The organism is Microcoleus sp. PH2017_09_SFU_O_A (genome assembly GCF_020738625.1).
Lineage (GTDB): Bacteria > Cyanobacteriota > Cyanobacteriia > Cyanobacteriales > Microcoleaceae > Microcoleus.
In genome coordinates this window covers 1-16263 of the sequence record NZ_JAEQCF010000062.1, presented here as the reverse complement: position 1 = coordinate 16263, position 16263 = coordinate 1, and the positions used below count along the sequence as shown (strand labels likewise).

General features: G+C 44.8%; 14 protein-coding genes. 5 read left to right on the top strand and 9 right to left on the bottom strand.

Features of this window, described 5'->3' with window-relative positions; all coding sequences use genetic code 11:
- Window positions 1-197: 197 nt before the first annotated feature.
- From JGK16_RS21975 to JGK16_RS21950, 6 genes are all read right to left on the bottom strand, one after another.
- The gene (locus JGK16_RS21975) at window positions 198-767 is read right to left on the bottom strand and encodes a MarR family winged helix-turn-helix transcriptional regulator (RefSeq protein WP_293191620.1); all 570 of its coding nucleotides are present in this window, start codon (window positions 765-767) and stop codon (window positions 198-200) included.
- 1159 nt (window positions 768-1926) lie between these two features.
- Window positions 1927-2184: a hypothetical protein gene (locus JGK16_RS21970; RefSeq protein ID WP_293185797.1), complete on the bottom strand. Its 258-nt coding sequence runs from the start codon at window positions 2182-2184 to the stop codon at window positions 1927-1929.
- A 31-nt stretch (window positions 2185-2215) separates the two neighbouring features.
- On the bottom strand, window positions 2216-2545 hold the full coding sequence (locus JGK16_RS21965; protein ID WP_293185799.1) for a hypothetical protein: 330 nt from the start codon (window positions 2543-2545) through the stop codon (window positions 2216-2218).
- A 102-nt stretch (window positions 2546-2647) separates the two neighbouring features.
- Entirely contained in the window at window positions 2648-5110 is a 2463-nt protein-coding gene (locus JGK16_RS21960; RefSeq protein ID WP_293191618.1) for a CHASE2 domain-containing protein, read from the bottom strand.
- A 29-nt stretch (window positions 5111-5139) separates the two neighbouring features.
- A complete protein-coding gene (locus JGK16_RS21955; RefSeq protein WP_293185802.1) occupies window positions 5140-6069 on the bottom strand; it encodes a DUF1822 family protein in 930 nt (309 codons plus the stop codon).
- Between the two features lie 31 nt (window positions 6070-6100).
- Entirely contained in the window at window positions 6101-6745 is a 645-nt protein-coding gene (locus JGK16_RS21950; protein WP_293185804.1) for a hypothetical protein, read from the bottom strand.
- A gap of 228 nt (window positions 6746-6973) precedes the next feature.
- Between JGK16_RS21950 and JGK16_RS21945 the strand changes: the two genes are divergently transcribed.
- The gene (locus tag JGK16_RS21945) at window positions 6974-7198 is read left to right on the top strand and encodes a hypothetical protein (protein ID WP_293185806.1); all 225 of its coding nucleotides are present in this window, start codon (window positions 6974-6976) and stop codon (window positions 7196-7198) included.
- Window positions 7199-7254: 56 nt separating this feature from the next.
- A complete protein-coding gene (locus tag JGK16_RS21940) occupies window positions 7255-8679 on the top strand; it encodes a CHAT domain-containing protein (RefSeq protein ID WP_293191614.1) in 1425 nt (474 codons plus the stop codon).
- 509 nt (window positions 8680-9188) lie between these two features.
- Here the strand turns inward: JGK16_RS21940 and JGK16_RS21935 are convergent.
- Complete coding sequence (locus JGK16_RS21935; RefSeq protein WP_293185809.1) at window positions 9189-9446, bottom strand: hypothetical protein; 258 nt, start codon at window positions 9444-9446, stop codon at window positions 9189-9191.
- 660 nt (window positions 9447-10106) lie between these two features.
- On the opposite strand from JGK16_RS21935, the gene JGK16_RS21930 reads away from it, so the two are divergent.
- Window positions 10107-12188: a hypothetical protein gene (locus JGK16_RS21930; RefSeq protein ID WP_293191612.1), complete on the top strand. Its 2082-nt coding sequence runs from the start codon at window positions 10107-10109 to the stop codon at window positions 12186-12188.
- Window positions 12189-12466: 278 nt separating this feature from the next.
- Here the strand turns inward: JGK16_RS21930 and JGK16_RS21925 are convergent, their stop codons facing one another.
- Both JGK16_RS21925 and JGK16_RS21920 read right to left on the bottom strand, forming a co-directional pair.
- The gene (locus JGK16_RS21925; RefSeq protein ID WP_293185812.1) at window positions 12467-13414 is read right to left on the bottom strand and encodes a hypothetical protein; all 948 of its coding nucleotides are present in this window, start codon (window positions 13412-13414) and stop codon (window positions 12467-12469) included.
- 5 nt (window positions 13415-13419) lie between these two features.
- Window positions 13420-15042, bottom strand: a complete 1623-nt coding sequence (locus JGK16_RS21920) for a glycosyltransferase family 39 protein (protein WP_293185814.1) — start codon at window positions 15040-15042, stop codon at window positions 13420-13422.
- Window positions 15043-15110: 68 nt separating this feature from the next.
- On the opposite strand from JGK16_RS21920, the gene JGK16_RS21915 reads away from it, so the two are divergent.
- Together JGK16_RS21915 and JGK16_RS21910 are read left to right on the top strand one after the other, a co-directional pair.
- Entirely contained in the window at window positions 15111-15272 is a 162-nt protein-coding gene (locus JGK16_RS21915) for a hypothetical protein (protein WP_293203403.1), read from the top strand.
- A gap of 213 nt (window positions 15273-15485) precedes the next feature.
- Complete coding sequence (locus JGK16_RS21910) at window positions 15486-15614, top strand: hypothetical protein (protein WP_293203401.1); 129 nt, start codon at window positions 15486-15488, stop codon at window positions 15612-15614.
- The last annotated feature ends 649 nt before the right edge of the window (window positions 15615-16263 follow it).

Below are 16263 nucleotides of genomic sequence, written 5' to 3'. Positions count from 1 at the left end.
CCAACTACGTACCTAATTTTTGTGATGACTATAAAACCATCCTGCTTCTTAACGGGGATGCGAGGGGGATATCCAAGTATAAGGAGTGTTAAATGAACCGTATTGGGCTATAGGTCAAAAAAAGCTGTAGGGTGCGGACTACGTACCCTACAACCTATATGTCACAGATTAAACAGTAAATAGATGTATATGAGGTTTTACCGATCGTTAGATTTGCCGTCAAACACCTCTCTGAGTAACGTCAATCCTGCTAAAACGCTCTCCATCTGCTCCTCAGACAAATCCTCGAACATTGGCGAAATATTGCTACAGGTGAGCGCTTGAATTTCTTCGAGCCTCGCACGACCAGTTTCTGTCAGTTTCAGCACCACCGCTCGCCGTTCCTGAGGATGTTCTTTGCGGTCTACAAATTTTTCCTGAACCAAGCGCTCGCAAATTGCAGAAGCAGTCGGTCGAGTTACCCCCAAATAATCTGCTAACTTGGATAAAGAAGAACCTGGATAGCGGTAAAGAAACATGAGACTGCGAAACTGAGATATCGATAAAAAGGGTTCTCCTTGATTTCGCATTTGGGCTCGAATCGACCCCACAATCAGCGGAATGATTTCCACTACTGCCGCAGCGCAGCTATCGGGGGTTATTCCTGTAGAGGATTGTTCCAAATTCATCTTTCTTCCCCCTGAAAAATCTCCACCATTGCTGTACTCAGCAAGGTGGCGTGAGCAAAAGGGATGCTCGGTTGGTGCAGCATACAAATCAAATTTCATGTTTGAGTAAAAAAACCTTGGCGTCAACAGAGGCTTTCTGTGAAGCTCCTGCACTTGCTCGGAGGGTGCTTCAGTGACTTATTTAGGTTTTTAGTTTACTTTTCCCAGGGGGGTGTAAGTAAGTATAGGCGACTCGGGCATTTAATTATGGACGGATCGCTAATTTGCTTTATAGACAGTACAGGTATTCGCTCTGCACCGCAATTGCAGTAATACTAACTGTTAGCTATTCTAACAGTTTAGAATTAATTTGTTTGGCTAAATTTGTCAATTTATATGAAAATCGTGTGTAAATTTGGAAATTCAATCTGTTTATCAATCCCTGACTTGAATTTACTGCAATTAACTGCCACACGCGGCTATTTTCATTGAGGGAGCTGGAAATGTTGTTTTTAATTTGGCATCGATTCTGTTTGGGTTGTCGATAGCTAACATTGGCGATCGACCGCATAGTGTAAAATTATTTATCTAATTAAGTATTATTACATATAAATTAGGAAAAGTGAGTTATATATATCACAGTTAGTTGCTCGATCGGAAAAAGTACCATAAATTTTGGAGTTTTTAACTGCCGATGGCTCGCGGGCGACACGCCCGTGCCACAATTAACAAAGATGAGTATAAAAAGTGAGAAAGTTGGTTTGATTAGTAGCCTTAACACTATTTTCGTAATCCGTACAAGTACCTATCAGATCGAAAATTGTTGGTGCGATCGCAAATCAAGTCAACAGCAAAGGAATGAGAATTAAATAACTTATTGATGGTTCTTGTGGGATGGGCGTCCCGCCCGTCCCACTTTCAAGAGTGTAAATTATTTACTTTGCGATCCAAAACTGAAATATACCGCCGCCAACTTGTCGCCACCCAAAATATCGACTTAGCCGAACTCTACCACGAGGCTTGCCATACTTTGCTCCCAGTGATAGCGCTAGTTAAATTTGATTGTTGCAACTTAATTTACAACCTAAAGACATAGGACATAAAAAGCAATTATTGAAAAATTTACGGTGAGAGTTCGATCTCAATCCCGAATTTCCGCTGCTTCAGGTTCAACTGTATTGATTGTTAGATTTATTTTTGGGTTGGAGTCTTTAAAAATATGCCACAGGATTTGATCGAGGGTGTTGAAATCAAGGCGGGATTTGCGATCGCAGGGGAATCAATTGCCGCTATTTCTCAAAATAAGCTGCCGTTGTAATTGCTCAACTAGAGCGTCGGTACAAATGTTGGGCTTGAATCCTTTGGAAGGTGGAGTGCTGGAATTTTGAAGAGTTTTTTTGGGAGATGGCTCTGGCTCGGGTTTTGGTTCGTAGGTGTCTAATATTGCGCTGAGTTTTTGGATTTTCTCCCATAGCTCTACTATCAAGGCTTCTTTTGCCTCGCTCGATAGTTGTTTTAAGTCGGGGAGTTTTTCCATTCCTTTATCTAATGTCTATATTGTCTTCTTGTTAAAGGGGTTGAGCAATTACCTTATTGGTTCTTTTGCATGATTTAGAAGGGTCGAGTCCACCAGGTTTGGTATTAGAATCGGGAGGTGTGTTAGGTGTTTTTGATACTTTCGATCCGGCCCCGGGTTTCGTGTTTTTGTCTGGTGGTGTGATTGGTGTTTTTATATCCGGCTTTCTCTGGGGTTTGGCGTTTTGTGCGATCGCAATTCGATGATTTTTGACCAAATTATTTTCTACTACAGTAGCTGGATGTGCCGGATTTGCCAGCGCTGACGCAGAATCGATCGCCAAAATTAAACCCAAAACTAACTGCAATTGCATTTTACACATAAAAGCTCTCTTCTCTCCCAGTCCCTCTGAGTTCGGAATTTGCTTGTATAGATGCGGTTTCAACCGCCGACATTTCTCCGAAATTTCAGCCGCCGAGGCTAATTAAGATCGATCGTACACAAACAAGATACCACCCGTCGCAACTAAAGCCACAACCGCCGGAACCAAAGGCATCCAGCCACCGAAAGTCAAAATTACCAAAGAACCTTGGTACAGCACACAGATCATAGCACCGCTAGCGATCGCCAACACCAAGAGCGATCGACCCCGCCAAACCAACAGCCCGCCCGTCACAGCCACCAACCACACAAAAACAGCATCTCCCCACTGTATCCCTTGCAATTGCGGCAAAACCCACAAAAGCGGCCTTTTATCAATTACAGCGCTGAGGATTTGACTCACCATGTGAGCGTGAATCCAAACTCCCGACATTTTACCGTAAGGAGTATCAGAATCCTCCCTCGAAACCTCCGAAGTGTGACCAATTAGGACAATTTTACCCTTGACTAAATCAGAGTTTATTTTCCCTTCCAATACTTCTTGAAGCGTCACTTTAAAAGCTGGCTTGGGGTTGGCGCGGTAGTTGAGCAATATTTGACTTACTAGCGCCTTTAAATCTTGATAACCTCCTGTACGAGTAGCCAATCTTTTGAATGTAACATCAGCGATTCGCCACTCTTGATTGTTACTTATCTGTGATTTTATTCCTTGATTTTCCAAAAAACGCAAAGCTAACAGAAAGCTGAAGCTAGTGGGAATTTTACACTTGTTAGTAAAACTAGAAAGATTTGGTTTATAGGAAAGAGATTGACGGCGAATACTGCTACCTTTTTCATGGCGCAATTCATCCGGAGTCAAATCGCTAAAACCAAGTTGATTGGTTAATTTAGCCTTAGACAATTCTGGCGGCGGATCGTAATTTATATCATTGGAACCATAACTGCATACAGTAATAATATTAGGATTGCTATCAAATAGGGAAATTAAATTTTTTCTTCCTGGCTCCCTTGCCACATTTCGGTGCATATTCAAACCAATTGCTATAGGTTTAAACTGCTGCAATTTGTCGATCGCCTTTGCTAAAGTAGCATCATTTTGAGGATATCCGTAATCCTCGGCATCATTGTCTGTCACTTCCACAACCAGCAACCGATTGTCGATTAATTCCGGTTCGCGCTGGCTCATTAGTCGATCGAGCATTGACAGTTCCAGCGCCTCCATAACCCCCAGAGAGCGCGTTCCCATCACAGCCAGGGTACAGCCCGCACTCGCCAAAATCACCGACTTCAAACGCGAAAAAACATTAACCGGCGGTCTTTTCCCAGACGTGGGAAGCAAAGTCAAATCCTGGGCCACAGCAGGCGAATCCGGCGCCAGCAAAAAATCGTTCCAAACCGCAGGCTTCGCTGCCGGATGCTGCCAAATTACAGGCAACCAACTAGCACAAGGAAAATCCTTTTCCCAAGTCTCCAACCGCCGCCGTGCTTCCCCCGCTGCTGCATACAAAGACTTGCCATCCACAAACTCTTTAAGAAAACACTTTAAAAATTCTTGAGCCACAAAATCCGGCACAAACTCCCGCATTAAAATCATTTGCGGAATCATCTGAAAATCATCTAAATTTCTAGCCAAACCCAACCCATCGCAACAGTTAAAAATTGCCAGTTGCAAACCATTTTTTACCGCTTTCCTCAAGCCGCACCACAACTCATTAATTGTCAAAAAATCAGTTTGATTGATATATATTTTGCCAATATCGTCCTCAGTTTCCCCATGGCCTGCAAAAAATATAATATCCCAAGATTGCTCCCAAAGTTCGTCGTTAATTTCGTCCTGTTTCGGTTCCACTAGAAACCTCACCTCAGCATTGGGAGACAAATTCTCCAAAATTTTCCTATCTTGCGTGATATCAATCCCAGCGCTGTTTCCCAGAATTGCTAAAATCCTTACCTTAGACTTGCGGATAGGTTGTCCAGGATTTTCCAGTGTTACATAGTTTAATTTACTCAGCGAAGGTTCGGCTTTCGGAAATCTTTCAAACAAATCCCACTGATTCCAAGGCAGTTTGTGCAAGTGTTTGTCATTTGTGCAAATCAGCACCCTTGCCTCTTCATCTGGATTTAAATTGTCCCCAATTATTCTATCTACCCTAGCAAATTCAGGAGACTTGAGCCAATCATTCAGCATCAACACAAGTTTTTTCCCAGACTCTTTGCAATCATTCACAGGACTTCTTGCATTAATCTTTTTCGGTTTTATCCGACGAAAAGACAATCCTTTAGCCACCGTCGATTTCACAGCAGTATTTTTTTTGGCATCTTTGTGCAAAAAAGGGTAAATTAAATGCACTAAATTTTCCTGGTGATGCCGGGAATTTGTTCCCATAGCTCGATATTTTTCCCGCCAATGTTCTTCTTCAAAAGCTGCTATTTGCGGGTTGGCTGGCAATGTTTTACTTTCCGTAAAGTCCGTAGAGGGAAATTGATTATTTTTCCCAATTTTTATGGTGCAGCGAAAACCTTCTTCGCAATCTCCGTCTAATTTCAAAACAATTAACTTATCCACAATTCACACCCCCTCTTGATAAGTGACAATTAGATCAAAAAATTTTCAGTCACGCTGAAATCGCCCAAAGCCAACTTGACACTAAAATGCTCTCCCGGTTCTCCGCTTAACTCAAAGAGCAAATTTTCTGTTTTATTTGCCCTAGCTTGCATCAGAGGTTCACCTTCATCATCCAGCACCATCAACTGCAAATCGTTGGGCAAGTTAGTTTGACCGTTTGTGGGATAAACCTCTACCGAAATATCGATATCTGGTTCATCGGTTGTCATCAATTCCACAAATAAAGCTACTTGCTCTTTTCCCCACTCTAAGTTGAGTAATTTGCCTCGCTTGACTGGTACGCGTACATCTGCTGAAGCACTTTTTTCGACTACTTGGGGACTTCGGAAAGCAAACTGCAATTCTGGTTTTGACTCGAACAGTGTTTGGGCTGTATGCCAACCGCTACCGACAATATTGTGCAACCACTGACTGAGATTTACAGGCTTGAGCTCGTCTAAGTATTCTAGCAGGTTGTCGATCGACTCCAACTCGCTAAGTGGAACTTTTTCTCGATCGCCATTTTTGACAAATCCCAGCAACTTCACCTCTTCGAGAGATTGGCCGATCTCTACAGCAACATAACCGATTCTGTCCGATCGCACTTCTGCCGGAATCGAGACACCTTCTTCACCAGGGCTTACCCAACGGCATTCCAGCTTCCCAATACCTTTTACCTCCAAATCTGCAATATCCATAAATTTCTGGATCACAGGATTCCAAATATTGCTGGCGCCCAAATCAGTGTCTATTTCCATGCACTGAAAGTACAAATCGACTGCGTGCACCGCCAAAGCATTGAGATAAACCTGTTTGGCTTTTTTGGGGTCACTTTGTTGCTGTGCAAGGGTTTGAGCGCTGCGGTAGGCTGCTGGGGCGATCGGTATTGTCAAAACTAAATCAACTTCTGTGTTATTCATGATCCATCTCTGTGTTTTGGTTTTTAATGTCCTACAAGTATTCTCGGAATCTGGGCGTGAATTTCTCCAAAGATCTCTGGTAAAAACTGCTCAGAGTAGAAACACTTACTCCTAACTCTTCGGATATCTGCTGCAAACTTGCATCTTCTATCACTCTCTTGATCAGCAACACTTTAAAATTGACATTGGGATGCTTTTTACTCACTTCGTTTTCAAAGACATTGCCGGGATCTTCTAAAATCATATCAATTAGATCCGCTCCAACTTGACAAGATTCATGTTGAACCTGCTGCTTTTCCATTTGATTGAAAACGGGTTCCATATCTCCGTAGTATACAGTTTGTAAATCTTTCCTACCTATCACTTTAGGGGTGGTTTCTTGAAAACATTTAACTATCAAGAAGTTTACCCATTGGCTGACCTCTTTTTCAGGTCGATAGTTGTGAATTTCCCTGGAAATACGAAACATCAGTTCCTGTTTTGCTTCAGCACAAATTTCCTGATAAATTGCGTAGGAAAATTTCGTATTCTGCGGACAGTTAATGATTTTATATTTTTCAATTTCCATCACTAATCTGGTCACAGCTTTCTGTCGCCCTAAAGTTTTAGGCTGGTGATTTTGGGCAGCTATAGCTAGCTGTTTGAGCCGATCGTCAATTTCGTCCTTAGTAGGCATCTCTTGTTCCAAGGTTACTCAGAAAAATAGTCTCCAACCAGCTATGCAGGCTGCCGGGGTTCAGCGAATACTCCGAAAGCGACTGGTGCGCCCGCTGTCGGAGCGGCCATATCCCCTGCAATGCCTTCTATTTGCCTATCTGTCGGGATCTGCGATTTTTATGCAAAACTTCTGCATAATTTACAAAACTTTACATAATTCGCGAATTTCTGGGCCCAGGGGCGGTCGTTGGTGCGCCAGGAATCAGGCGTTGCGAGCTGTTGGGGCGATCGCAAATGTTTGGGGTTTGTGTGGAATGCTATAATCGCGATCGCCAGCAGAGTTAATTATTTACAGGAAGCGCGATCGGCAACCGAGCAGGACGATCGCACTCCGAACCAACGGTTTTTACGATCCAGAGTGGTGCAGCAGTCAAATAAGCCGTTATTATTGTTTCAAAAAATTCGATTTTAACCATCATTCCCAATTCTTTAATCGCAAATCGAAAATGGTCTAACCGCCCCAAAACCATGCACTACCAATCCCAGCAGCACCGTCAAAAACACGCAACTCAGAAAAAAATCAAAAGAGCTATTTTTTACTGTTTGACAGCCATACTTTTCTGCTGGAGCACCGCGAACCTCGCTACCATTGCCCAAAAGCCAGAACCAGGCGGACTTAACGGGCAAGAAATGAGACAAATTCTCGATCGCGGAAACCTCACCGAAGCCGTCACCAGAATCGAAAAAGACTGGGAAGAAGACTATCAAACATACTTTGAACAAGACTTTGCCGCCCGCGAAAAAACCGCCCAATCAATATCAAAAACTCTTTCCCGCCTAGCAGTTCAAACTAAGAAAAAACCAGCTTTAATTTACGCCATCCCGCGCACAGACCAACTAGAACTAATCTTAATATTGCCCGATCGCCCGCCAATTAACCGCAGCGTCCCCTCAGCCCAAAAAGACAAACTGGTGCCAGTCGTCCAAAAATTTACCAGCGAAATCACCAAAGCAGTACAAATTAATACTACCAGCTATCTAGAATCAGCTCAACAACTTTATCAATGGATAATTGCACCGCTAGAAGCAGACTTGAAAATAGCAAAAATTGACACCTTGCTGTTCTGCGTCGGCGAAGGTTTGCGAACGGTACCCCTAGCAGCAATGCACGACGGAAAGCAATTTTTGATCGAAAAATACAGTATGTCGCGGATTCCGGCATTCAAGCTGATAGACATCAATTACGCCGATCTCAGAAACTCCCACGTCTTAGCAATGGGAGCAGAAAATTTCTCAGAAACCGCGAACAAACAACCGCTACCGGCTGTTCCGTTAGAATTAAGTGCGATCGCCCGACAGTGGCCAGGTCAATCCTTTATCAACGAAGATTTTACCATCGTTAACTTGCAATCGCAGCGACTGCAACAAAGATACGGCATCATCCACCTGGCGACTCACGCGGAATTCCGCCCCGGAAGCCCAGATAACTCCTACATTCAATTTTGGGATAACCAACTCAGATTATCTCAAATGAGAGATTTGAAATGGAACAATCCGCCACTGGAACTGTTAGTATTGAGCGCCTGTAGAACTGCCTCGGGAGACAAAGAAGCAGAACTCGGATTTGGCGGCTTAGCGTTGCAATCGGGAGCAAAATCTGCCCTCGCCAGTTTGTGGTATGTGTCAGATGCGGGGACTCTGGCGCTGATGACAGAGTTTTACCAGCAGTTAAAAATTAGCAGCAAACCTCAAGATCCTCCAATCATTAAAGCTGAAGCTCTCAGACAAGCACAAATTGCTGCGATTAAAGGTAAAGTCACCATCGAAAATGGGCAACTGCGAAGTTCTAGGGGGGAAACTCCGTTGCCGCCGTCTATCCCTAAACTTGAGAGCAAAAATTTATCGCATCCTTATTATTGGGCCGCTTTTAGTACGATCGGCAGTCCTTGGTAATTGTCGGGGAGAAACAGGTAAGATGCCTGTTCCACTATGGGGGAGAAACAGTTATAGCGGATCTAGCTCTCATATGAGGTACGTTGTTGGGCTTGAGCCCTCTTAGTTGAAGGGTTATGTAAGCTGTCAGTCATACCTCATCTTTTTGAGAAAGGCTATAAATCAATACGGTTTACTTAAGATAGTCATTGCGTAATTGTGGGGAGAAACAGGCAAGATGCCTGTTCCACAATTGGGAAGAAACAGGCAAGATGCCTGTTCCACAATTGAGGGAGAAACAGGCAAGATGTCTGTTACACAATTGGGTTTATTTAAAATATTGTGGGGTGGGCTTCTAGCCCGCACAAAAAGTTAAATCTTTTGGGCCGCAATTGAGGGAGAAACAGGCAAGATGCCTGTGCCACAATTGGGGGATAAACAGGCAAGATGCCTGTTTCACAATTGGGTTTATTTAAAATATTGTGGGGTGGGCTTCTAGCCCGCACAAAAAGATGAAGCCCGCCCAATTTCTAGACTTTGCCCGATCGCTTAATCAGTACACTAATCACTTGTCCTGGTTTTGACCCTCGCTGCGGAGGACTCCAATCGCCGACGGCTGCAAATCCCAGCCGGTACAACGTGTGGATGGTTTCTAAAACGGCTTTGTGGGAACCGAAAACGGTTATCTGCAAGACTTCCTGTTCCGATTCAAAGTCGTCATTTGGACGATCCTCTTCGAGGGCTTCGCTAACGGACGAGTTATCGTCAGGCAAAAATTCCTGTGACATAATATGGTCTCCTAGTTTTTGGTTTTTCTGGTGAGGAAAACCCAAAAACCCAGCCGCCCCGCATACTAACAAAAGGCAGGGCGGCGACAGAGAATGTTATCCTCGATTAGCCTCCATACTGCTCATCCCAGTTTGGCGGTTAGCTGTCCTTAGCTGTTACAGCAGCTTTGGACAGTGCAACTAGATTTTCGGGCGACGCTGGCTGCTTCCTCTTCGAGCAAAGCAACCTTAATTTCACAGCGTAGCGGCTTGTGGGGCCGCCGTCAATGAATTTTAGATTTTAGATTTTAGATTTTAGATTTTAGATTGAAGAATGGCTCTGTTTGGTAAGTCGATCGCTCTTGGATGGCGATAATTGTACGGAACGATATAGCAACCGCCACTACCGATATTGAGATAAATATATAGAATAGAATCGATATATGCTAGGACTCTTTAGCATAAACAGTTTGATGCTCGTACTATGTAACTGTCAGCGGTCAACTGTCAGCGGTCAACTGTCAACTGTCAACTGTCAACTGTCAACTGTCCATCGAGCCTCTTGACCGATCGAGGTGATAGGCTATAAAACATAAAGTAATTCAATATCTGTAGCTGTCGCTCAACCAACCACCACCAACCTGTGACAAATCAAGCGGGAGCCTTCAAGGGGAAACAAAAATGAAAAAATTAGAATTTTTACTACAGAAAGAAGGCGATCGCGCCTGGTTGCCCCTAGAAACCCCCGACGTGGAAATTCTAGAAGGCAAATATCGCGTCGTGGCGCGCATTCAGCACCCCAACACCGACATCGAAATTCGCATCATCCATACATCCTTCGACGAAACGGCCCCCCAGCGGAAAGTCCAAAGCAGATCGGCCCGCACCAACCCCGAAGGATTAGTCGTGATTATTCCCTACACCCGTCTCAAACCCGGAATGTGGGAACTCTCCTGCTTACCAGATTCCAAATCAGAACCAGCAAAATCTTGGCAGTATGGCGTGCAATTAGAAGTATTGCCCGCAGAATCGGAAACTTCCGAACCCCTACCCGCGATCGACTCCTCCGAAGCCGCCGCTTTCCCCTCAGCTTCACAAAACGCAGCAGCAGTCGATCGGACACCAACCCAAATCCCAGCCCCACCTCCACCTCCACCGCAGCCGACCAAAATCTACCAATTCCCCCTTCCCCAAACGCCTCAGCCGCCGAAACCCCCAGTCAAACTCGAACTTGAACTCGTACTCGATCGAGAAACCTTCATCACCCAACTCGGCCGCCCCTTAATCATTTCCGGCAAAATCGACATTCCCCAACCACCTCAAAAAACCAGAAGAACACCACCTCCCATCCCCGAATCGCAACTTCAAGAACTCCAAAAACTCATCGGTTCAGCACAACTGCAAATTTACCTGCGAGACCCCCAAACCTCACAAATACTCGCCCAAATCGAGCAGCCGATGCCAGAACAAGCTCCTCCCTGCATCTTTGCCTGCGTTACCTACATCCCACCCGACTGCAAAAGTCGCCTAATTTTAGGAGAAGCAATTCTCAGCAGCGGCGATGTAACTTTAGCCACCAAACTATTCACAATTACAGCCGGTTTAGAACACCTGCTAGAAGCAATTAAAGACGATTTCATCGAAGAAAAACATCAAGCCGAACCCTCCGCAACAGCAGTCAGACCACCTCGGAAAGAAGTACATCCCTCCTTCCTCCGGGTAGCACAAAAAAGCTTAGATCTGCCATCTCCCGCAGAAGTCGCCATCAATGAATCTTTAAGCAATGAATCCCTACCCCCTCAACTAAATTCCCGCCAGACTCCAAGTGCGGGCGGCCTAGAATTGCCGGCATTCGGTAACAAACTGCCCGACAGCAGCCGATCGCAATTGCTCTCAGAAATCACCAATTCGTCTAGAACATCCGCCGGGGCGATCGACCAACCAACCAAACCCTCAGACATCGCAACTACCCCAGAAAAGGCCGAAGTTCGGGCGATCGACCAAAAACCCCAAAACACTCCCGAACCAGAAACACCAGCCCCAGAACCTACGCCACCCCCCTCACAAAAGGCATTTCAAACCTTAAACGTCCAAAATAGATTTTGGTCGCGACTGAGTTCCCTAGCCAGCACCGGCGAATCCCCCGAATGGCTGAAAGCAACCAGCCTGTCGCCAACTCCAAAAGCCACCCCCAATACCAGCGAAGCCATAACAGTCGTCGAAGAAAGCAGCCCAACTAAAGTGCAACCAGCAATCAGGGAAACCATTTCCCAACCGCAACCTACTGGCCCGGAAGCGAGAGAATTTGTGGTGTTTGACGAGCCCCCGCAGCCGAAACAAGTTGCTCAAAAAACCACCAAAGTAGAAGCAGAAGCAACTCCACCAACTCCCTACGTTTTGTCAGAAGACGAGTCAGTACCGATGCCCATCCTGGAATTGCCGCGCGCCCAAATCCTTGCAGGCCAGGCTGTAATAGTGAAAGTGCAACTACCGGAATTAATGCCGCGGATTTATGTAAAAGTTTGGGTATTCGATCGGCAAACCTACCTAATTCTCGACGGGCCGCGCTGGATTACCGAATTTACAGCTACCGGGTTGGGAAATATGCGAGCTAGTATCGAGTTAGAGATTCCCTACGGCTGCATGGAAATTGAATTTGAGGCGATCGCCGTCGAAATGCAAACTCAGCGGGAAAGTCACAAAGTCAGCGTTCACCGCCAAGTTTTACCGCCAGCCGCGCCCACTTTGCCTCTGGAAGGTTAAATTGTCGATCGCTCGCTCGATGAATAATATTCACATCAACAAGCATAATAAAATTGGTTCGTAGTGAGGACTTTAGTCCTTCTTTCCAATAAAATTGGTTCGTAGTGAGGACTTTAGTCCTTCTTTTCTTATGACTGAAATCCTCACTACGAACTAATTGGACTATCGGTAATCTACCGACGATAATTATAAGGACTAAAGTCCTTACTACAAACTTAATTGCCGACGATAATTATAAGGACTAAAGTCCTTACTACAAACTTAATTGTGGTATTTTTTCAAGTCGATCGCACTAACTGCCGAAACTTCTTCTTAAACTTATTCTTATACACATAGATCGATCGCTGAAAATCCTCAACTTGCAGCGACATCTCCGCAGCCAAACCCGTGCGATTCCAAGCATCCTCCTGACACTTGCGGCGGCAAAAATTCATCGGTTCCGAGTAAACCTTAGATGTCGATAAAGTCGGCTTCGGCCCGCACCAGTGAATCACAGTCGCCGACTCGCGATCGCCCGCAGGCCCGTTTTCTGCCACCGGAAACCGCTTTCTCAGCAAATCCTGGTCAAAATCCGGCACCAACAACTGCATATCCACATTCTGCACCCGCAGTCGATTTTCCCCGGCCGCCCGGAAAATCATAAAGTTCAAAAACCCCATTTCTCCGTACTTAAATATCCCCGGATTAGCCTCCGTAAAATCTAAAATTTCTATGTATTCTTCCAAGCTAAAAATACCGCGTTTAGCAAAAAAAGTACCCGTGCAGAAATAGTTCGATCGCGATTCCGACCACCGAAACTTCGGGAAATGCTTTTCAACGCCCGGAATATCAAAGAAAAACTCCGAAACATCTGCATCCGAGTAATCGTAACAAGGCTTATCTATCGTAAAATCAAATTCTTTAAAATTAGCCAATTTCAGAACATCGCCCCAGACGATCGTATCGGCATCCAAAACCATAAAATTCGACCAAGGGCTTTCCCAGAAAGCAATCATTTTAGTTTTACCCCACCCAAAACTTCTTTTCCTGAGAACCTCTTGGGAAACGTTTGTGCGATCGATAACTCGCACCCCGTAAGACTTTTCCAAAGCACTCACAGAAAACGTACCATCAATCAACAAACAAATCGGTACATCTCCCAGGAAATATCGAATGCTAGCACAGCAACCCTTAGCAAACAGATAATCCTGGTCGCAGCAGGCAATAATAATACCAAAATCTTCCATAACTCTCACTCTTTTTCTAACTTGCCAACCCACAACATTTGGATTGTTTGTTTTTTCGGCACATCTATTTTCGAGTTGTGCATTTTTGCCAGCTTAGCACTAAAATTCTGCGTTCGCCCGTAAACAAAAACATCGCTAAAACCGCTGGGAATTTTGGGTATCGCGGGTGGGTCTAGCAACTGAGCTTGACGGCGCCCTTCCTGGTCAAGCAACACCAATTGCCACATCACTTTCGGCTCTAACAAATGACTCATTGACAGTATATTTCCCAGAGTGACTTCCGAGATATCACTGACAACCAGCGGCTTAGGAGCGCGATCGATCCTCCGAGCAATTACGGGATTTTCCCGGCCCAATTCCTTAGTCCACCAAGTCTCGGCTTGAGAACTAACAATATTCGACAGCACAGAGCCCGTTAGCAGTACAACTGTCAGAACTTTCCACATCTGCCGTTTCCAGCTTGGCACGCCCAGCGCGCTAATTTTAGTCGCTAACAGGTAAGCAACAGATATTTGCATCGCCAAATAAGTCGGAAATAGATAGCGAGGTTTAGTCGATCGGATTCCTCCCAATATAACATCTGGTAGCATCACTGCCACTGCTGTCACCGCCATCAACACCAGCAAAAACAGCCAAACCTGTTTCTTTGTCTCACAACACAGAAAATAAACCGCATAACTTACGATTGCCAATAAAATCAAAGTCGCTGCCATCAACCCAATCAAATTTATTGATGTAGCCTGAGAATTTAGCCCAAAATCCCAAAAAACACGACCGATATTCCCGCTCCAATTATTAATCAAAGATAGCAAATTACTGTCTCCATTCGCCCAAAGAGTCGCCTCTTTTGCTGCCTTTTTGTTTATTACTAGAATCACCATCCAAGGCAGAAAAGCTACCAAAGACAAGCCAATTGCCATCACGTAATTAACTACCTTGCGATTCAACCTATAACCTTGCATTCCCCATACATAAATTCCGTGTCCCAAAGCGACTAACAGGCTAAACAAGTGTGTGTAAAATCCCAGAATAGTTGCTACTGCATAAATACTCCAACTTAGCTTAGTTTGAAGCCGCATTGCTCTCAGCAGAGACGCACAAGAAACTAAAATCAGCACCGGCCACAAGCTGTAGGGACGAGCTTCTTGAGCGTAAAGCACGTGCAAGGGAGAAACTGCTAGCAATCCCACGGCTATCCACGCCACTTCTGGTGCTGGAAACAATTCTCGGCACAGCCAGTACAGAGCGGGAAATGCTAACAAACTCACCCAAACTGAGAAACTTCTCGTCGATAAAGGAGAATCACCGAATAGTTTTCCCCAATACTTGACTGCCAGAAAATATAGAGGCGGCAGTTGAGGTTCTTCAATGGCAATACCTTTAACTGTATCGCCAAAATTTTTTGCGGGATTGGAGCGCTGATATTTCATCAAATCTTGTGCGCCGACTAACTGAACGCTGCTTATTTCATGCAGCACTTCTGTTTGCGTGTATCCCGAAATCCGCAGGGAAGTAAATACTTCATCATACCAATAAAACTTTGTGTCGATGTTGGTGAATCGAAAAAACAATCCTAATATCAATAAGATAACTACTAAGAAGCCCAGTTTGCTTTTAATCAAAGTCATAGATGGAAGGTGGCAAAAAAGATAGATGCTGCGCCTCAATGTAACATACCAGAGCGAGGTTAAGTGCATTGCCACATCTACAGGTTCTTCGATCGCCCTCTAATAATTTGTGGCATTTATTTATTGTGTTAGTAGCGAATGAGGAATGTCCTGGAGGCACTCCTTGCTCTCATACACCGTTTTTTTTACTGCGATCGATCGCATCAAAGCAAGTATTTTCGTCCATTTGACCGGGTTGATCCGTCCAGGAATGGTGAAGGCTCAATAGCTCCTTGTTCGGTAGCATAAATCACATACAAAAGGTGATTTGAAAGACATCGGCTGTGCCAAAAAAATAACTGGCTGTAAAACTCCTTCGCAGCGAGGGAACAAAACTTTAATTTTAGGTCACAGACATTCAGTCTGCTGCCACTGTCAAACTACAAAAAAATTGTGTTAAAATAGTGGCAAATTCAAGTCGCCGAACGGGGCATCTCAAAAATGCCGATCGCGCTGGCAAGTCTCGACTGGTGGGCGCATCAGAACACCCAAATTGGTCAAGACTGGAATTTTGCCCCCACGGGTGCATCTAGCAGCGTTTAACCTTCCGTTCCCCACTGCTGGCGGAAAAATAACCCCGTCCGGGCCGCGAGGTTTAAAGTTAGGTTAAAAAGCTTGACATAATAGGATCGAAAGCTGTATAAGGAATGCGACAAGCAGCCCTAATCCTACCTATAAGTGTGTGTTAACTCAGACATAAGCAAGGACTATCAGTATTTGTCAGTTTGAGGCGATTGTGGTCTAACCCATACCACTGGTTGTCGATCGCCCTGTCGGAGAAAGCAACTCCAGCAAGTCTGGCGATCGACAGATGAAATTAGCAACTGATGGTATAATCAAGCGTAGTGTAATGTGGGCTTGACCTAAATTGGGGTCTGGGCTGTAAAAAGGGCCAGCCTTCTACGTTCAAGCAGGAACTATACACGCCTACTGTGAATCAACAGTTATCGATAGGTTCTATTCTGTCAGTTATCAGAAATTTGGGTTTAAAACCCCGTCCTTCGCTCGACGGCTTTCTGCTATAGTATTCGTAGGTTGCTGACCGTGAGAACGTGAGGAAACAGGTTGAACGTCCTACTCCGCGATCTCAAAATCTTTAACCGTCAATGGTAAAAACCAAATCCACACGGTAAGAGCAAATAAAAATCAAATAGCGTGGGACACACGCGAATTTACGCTTGG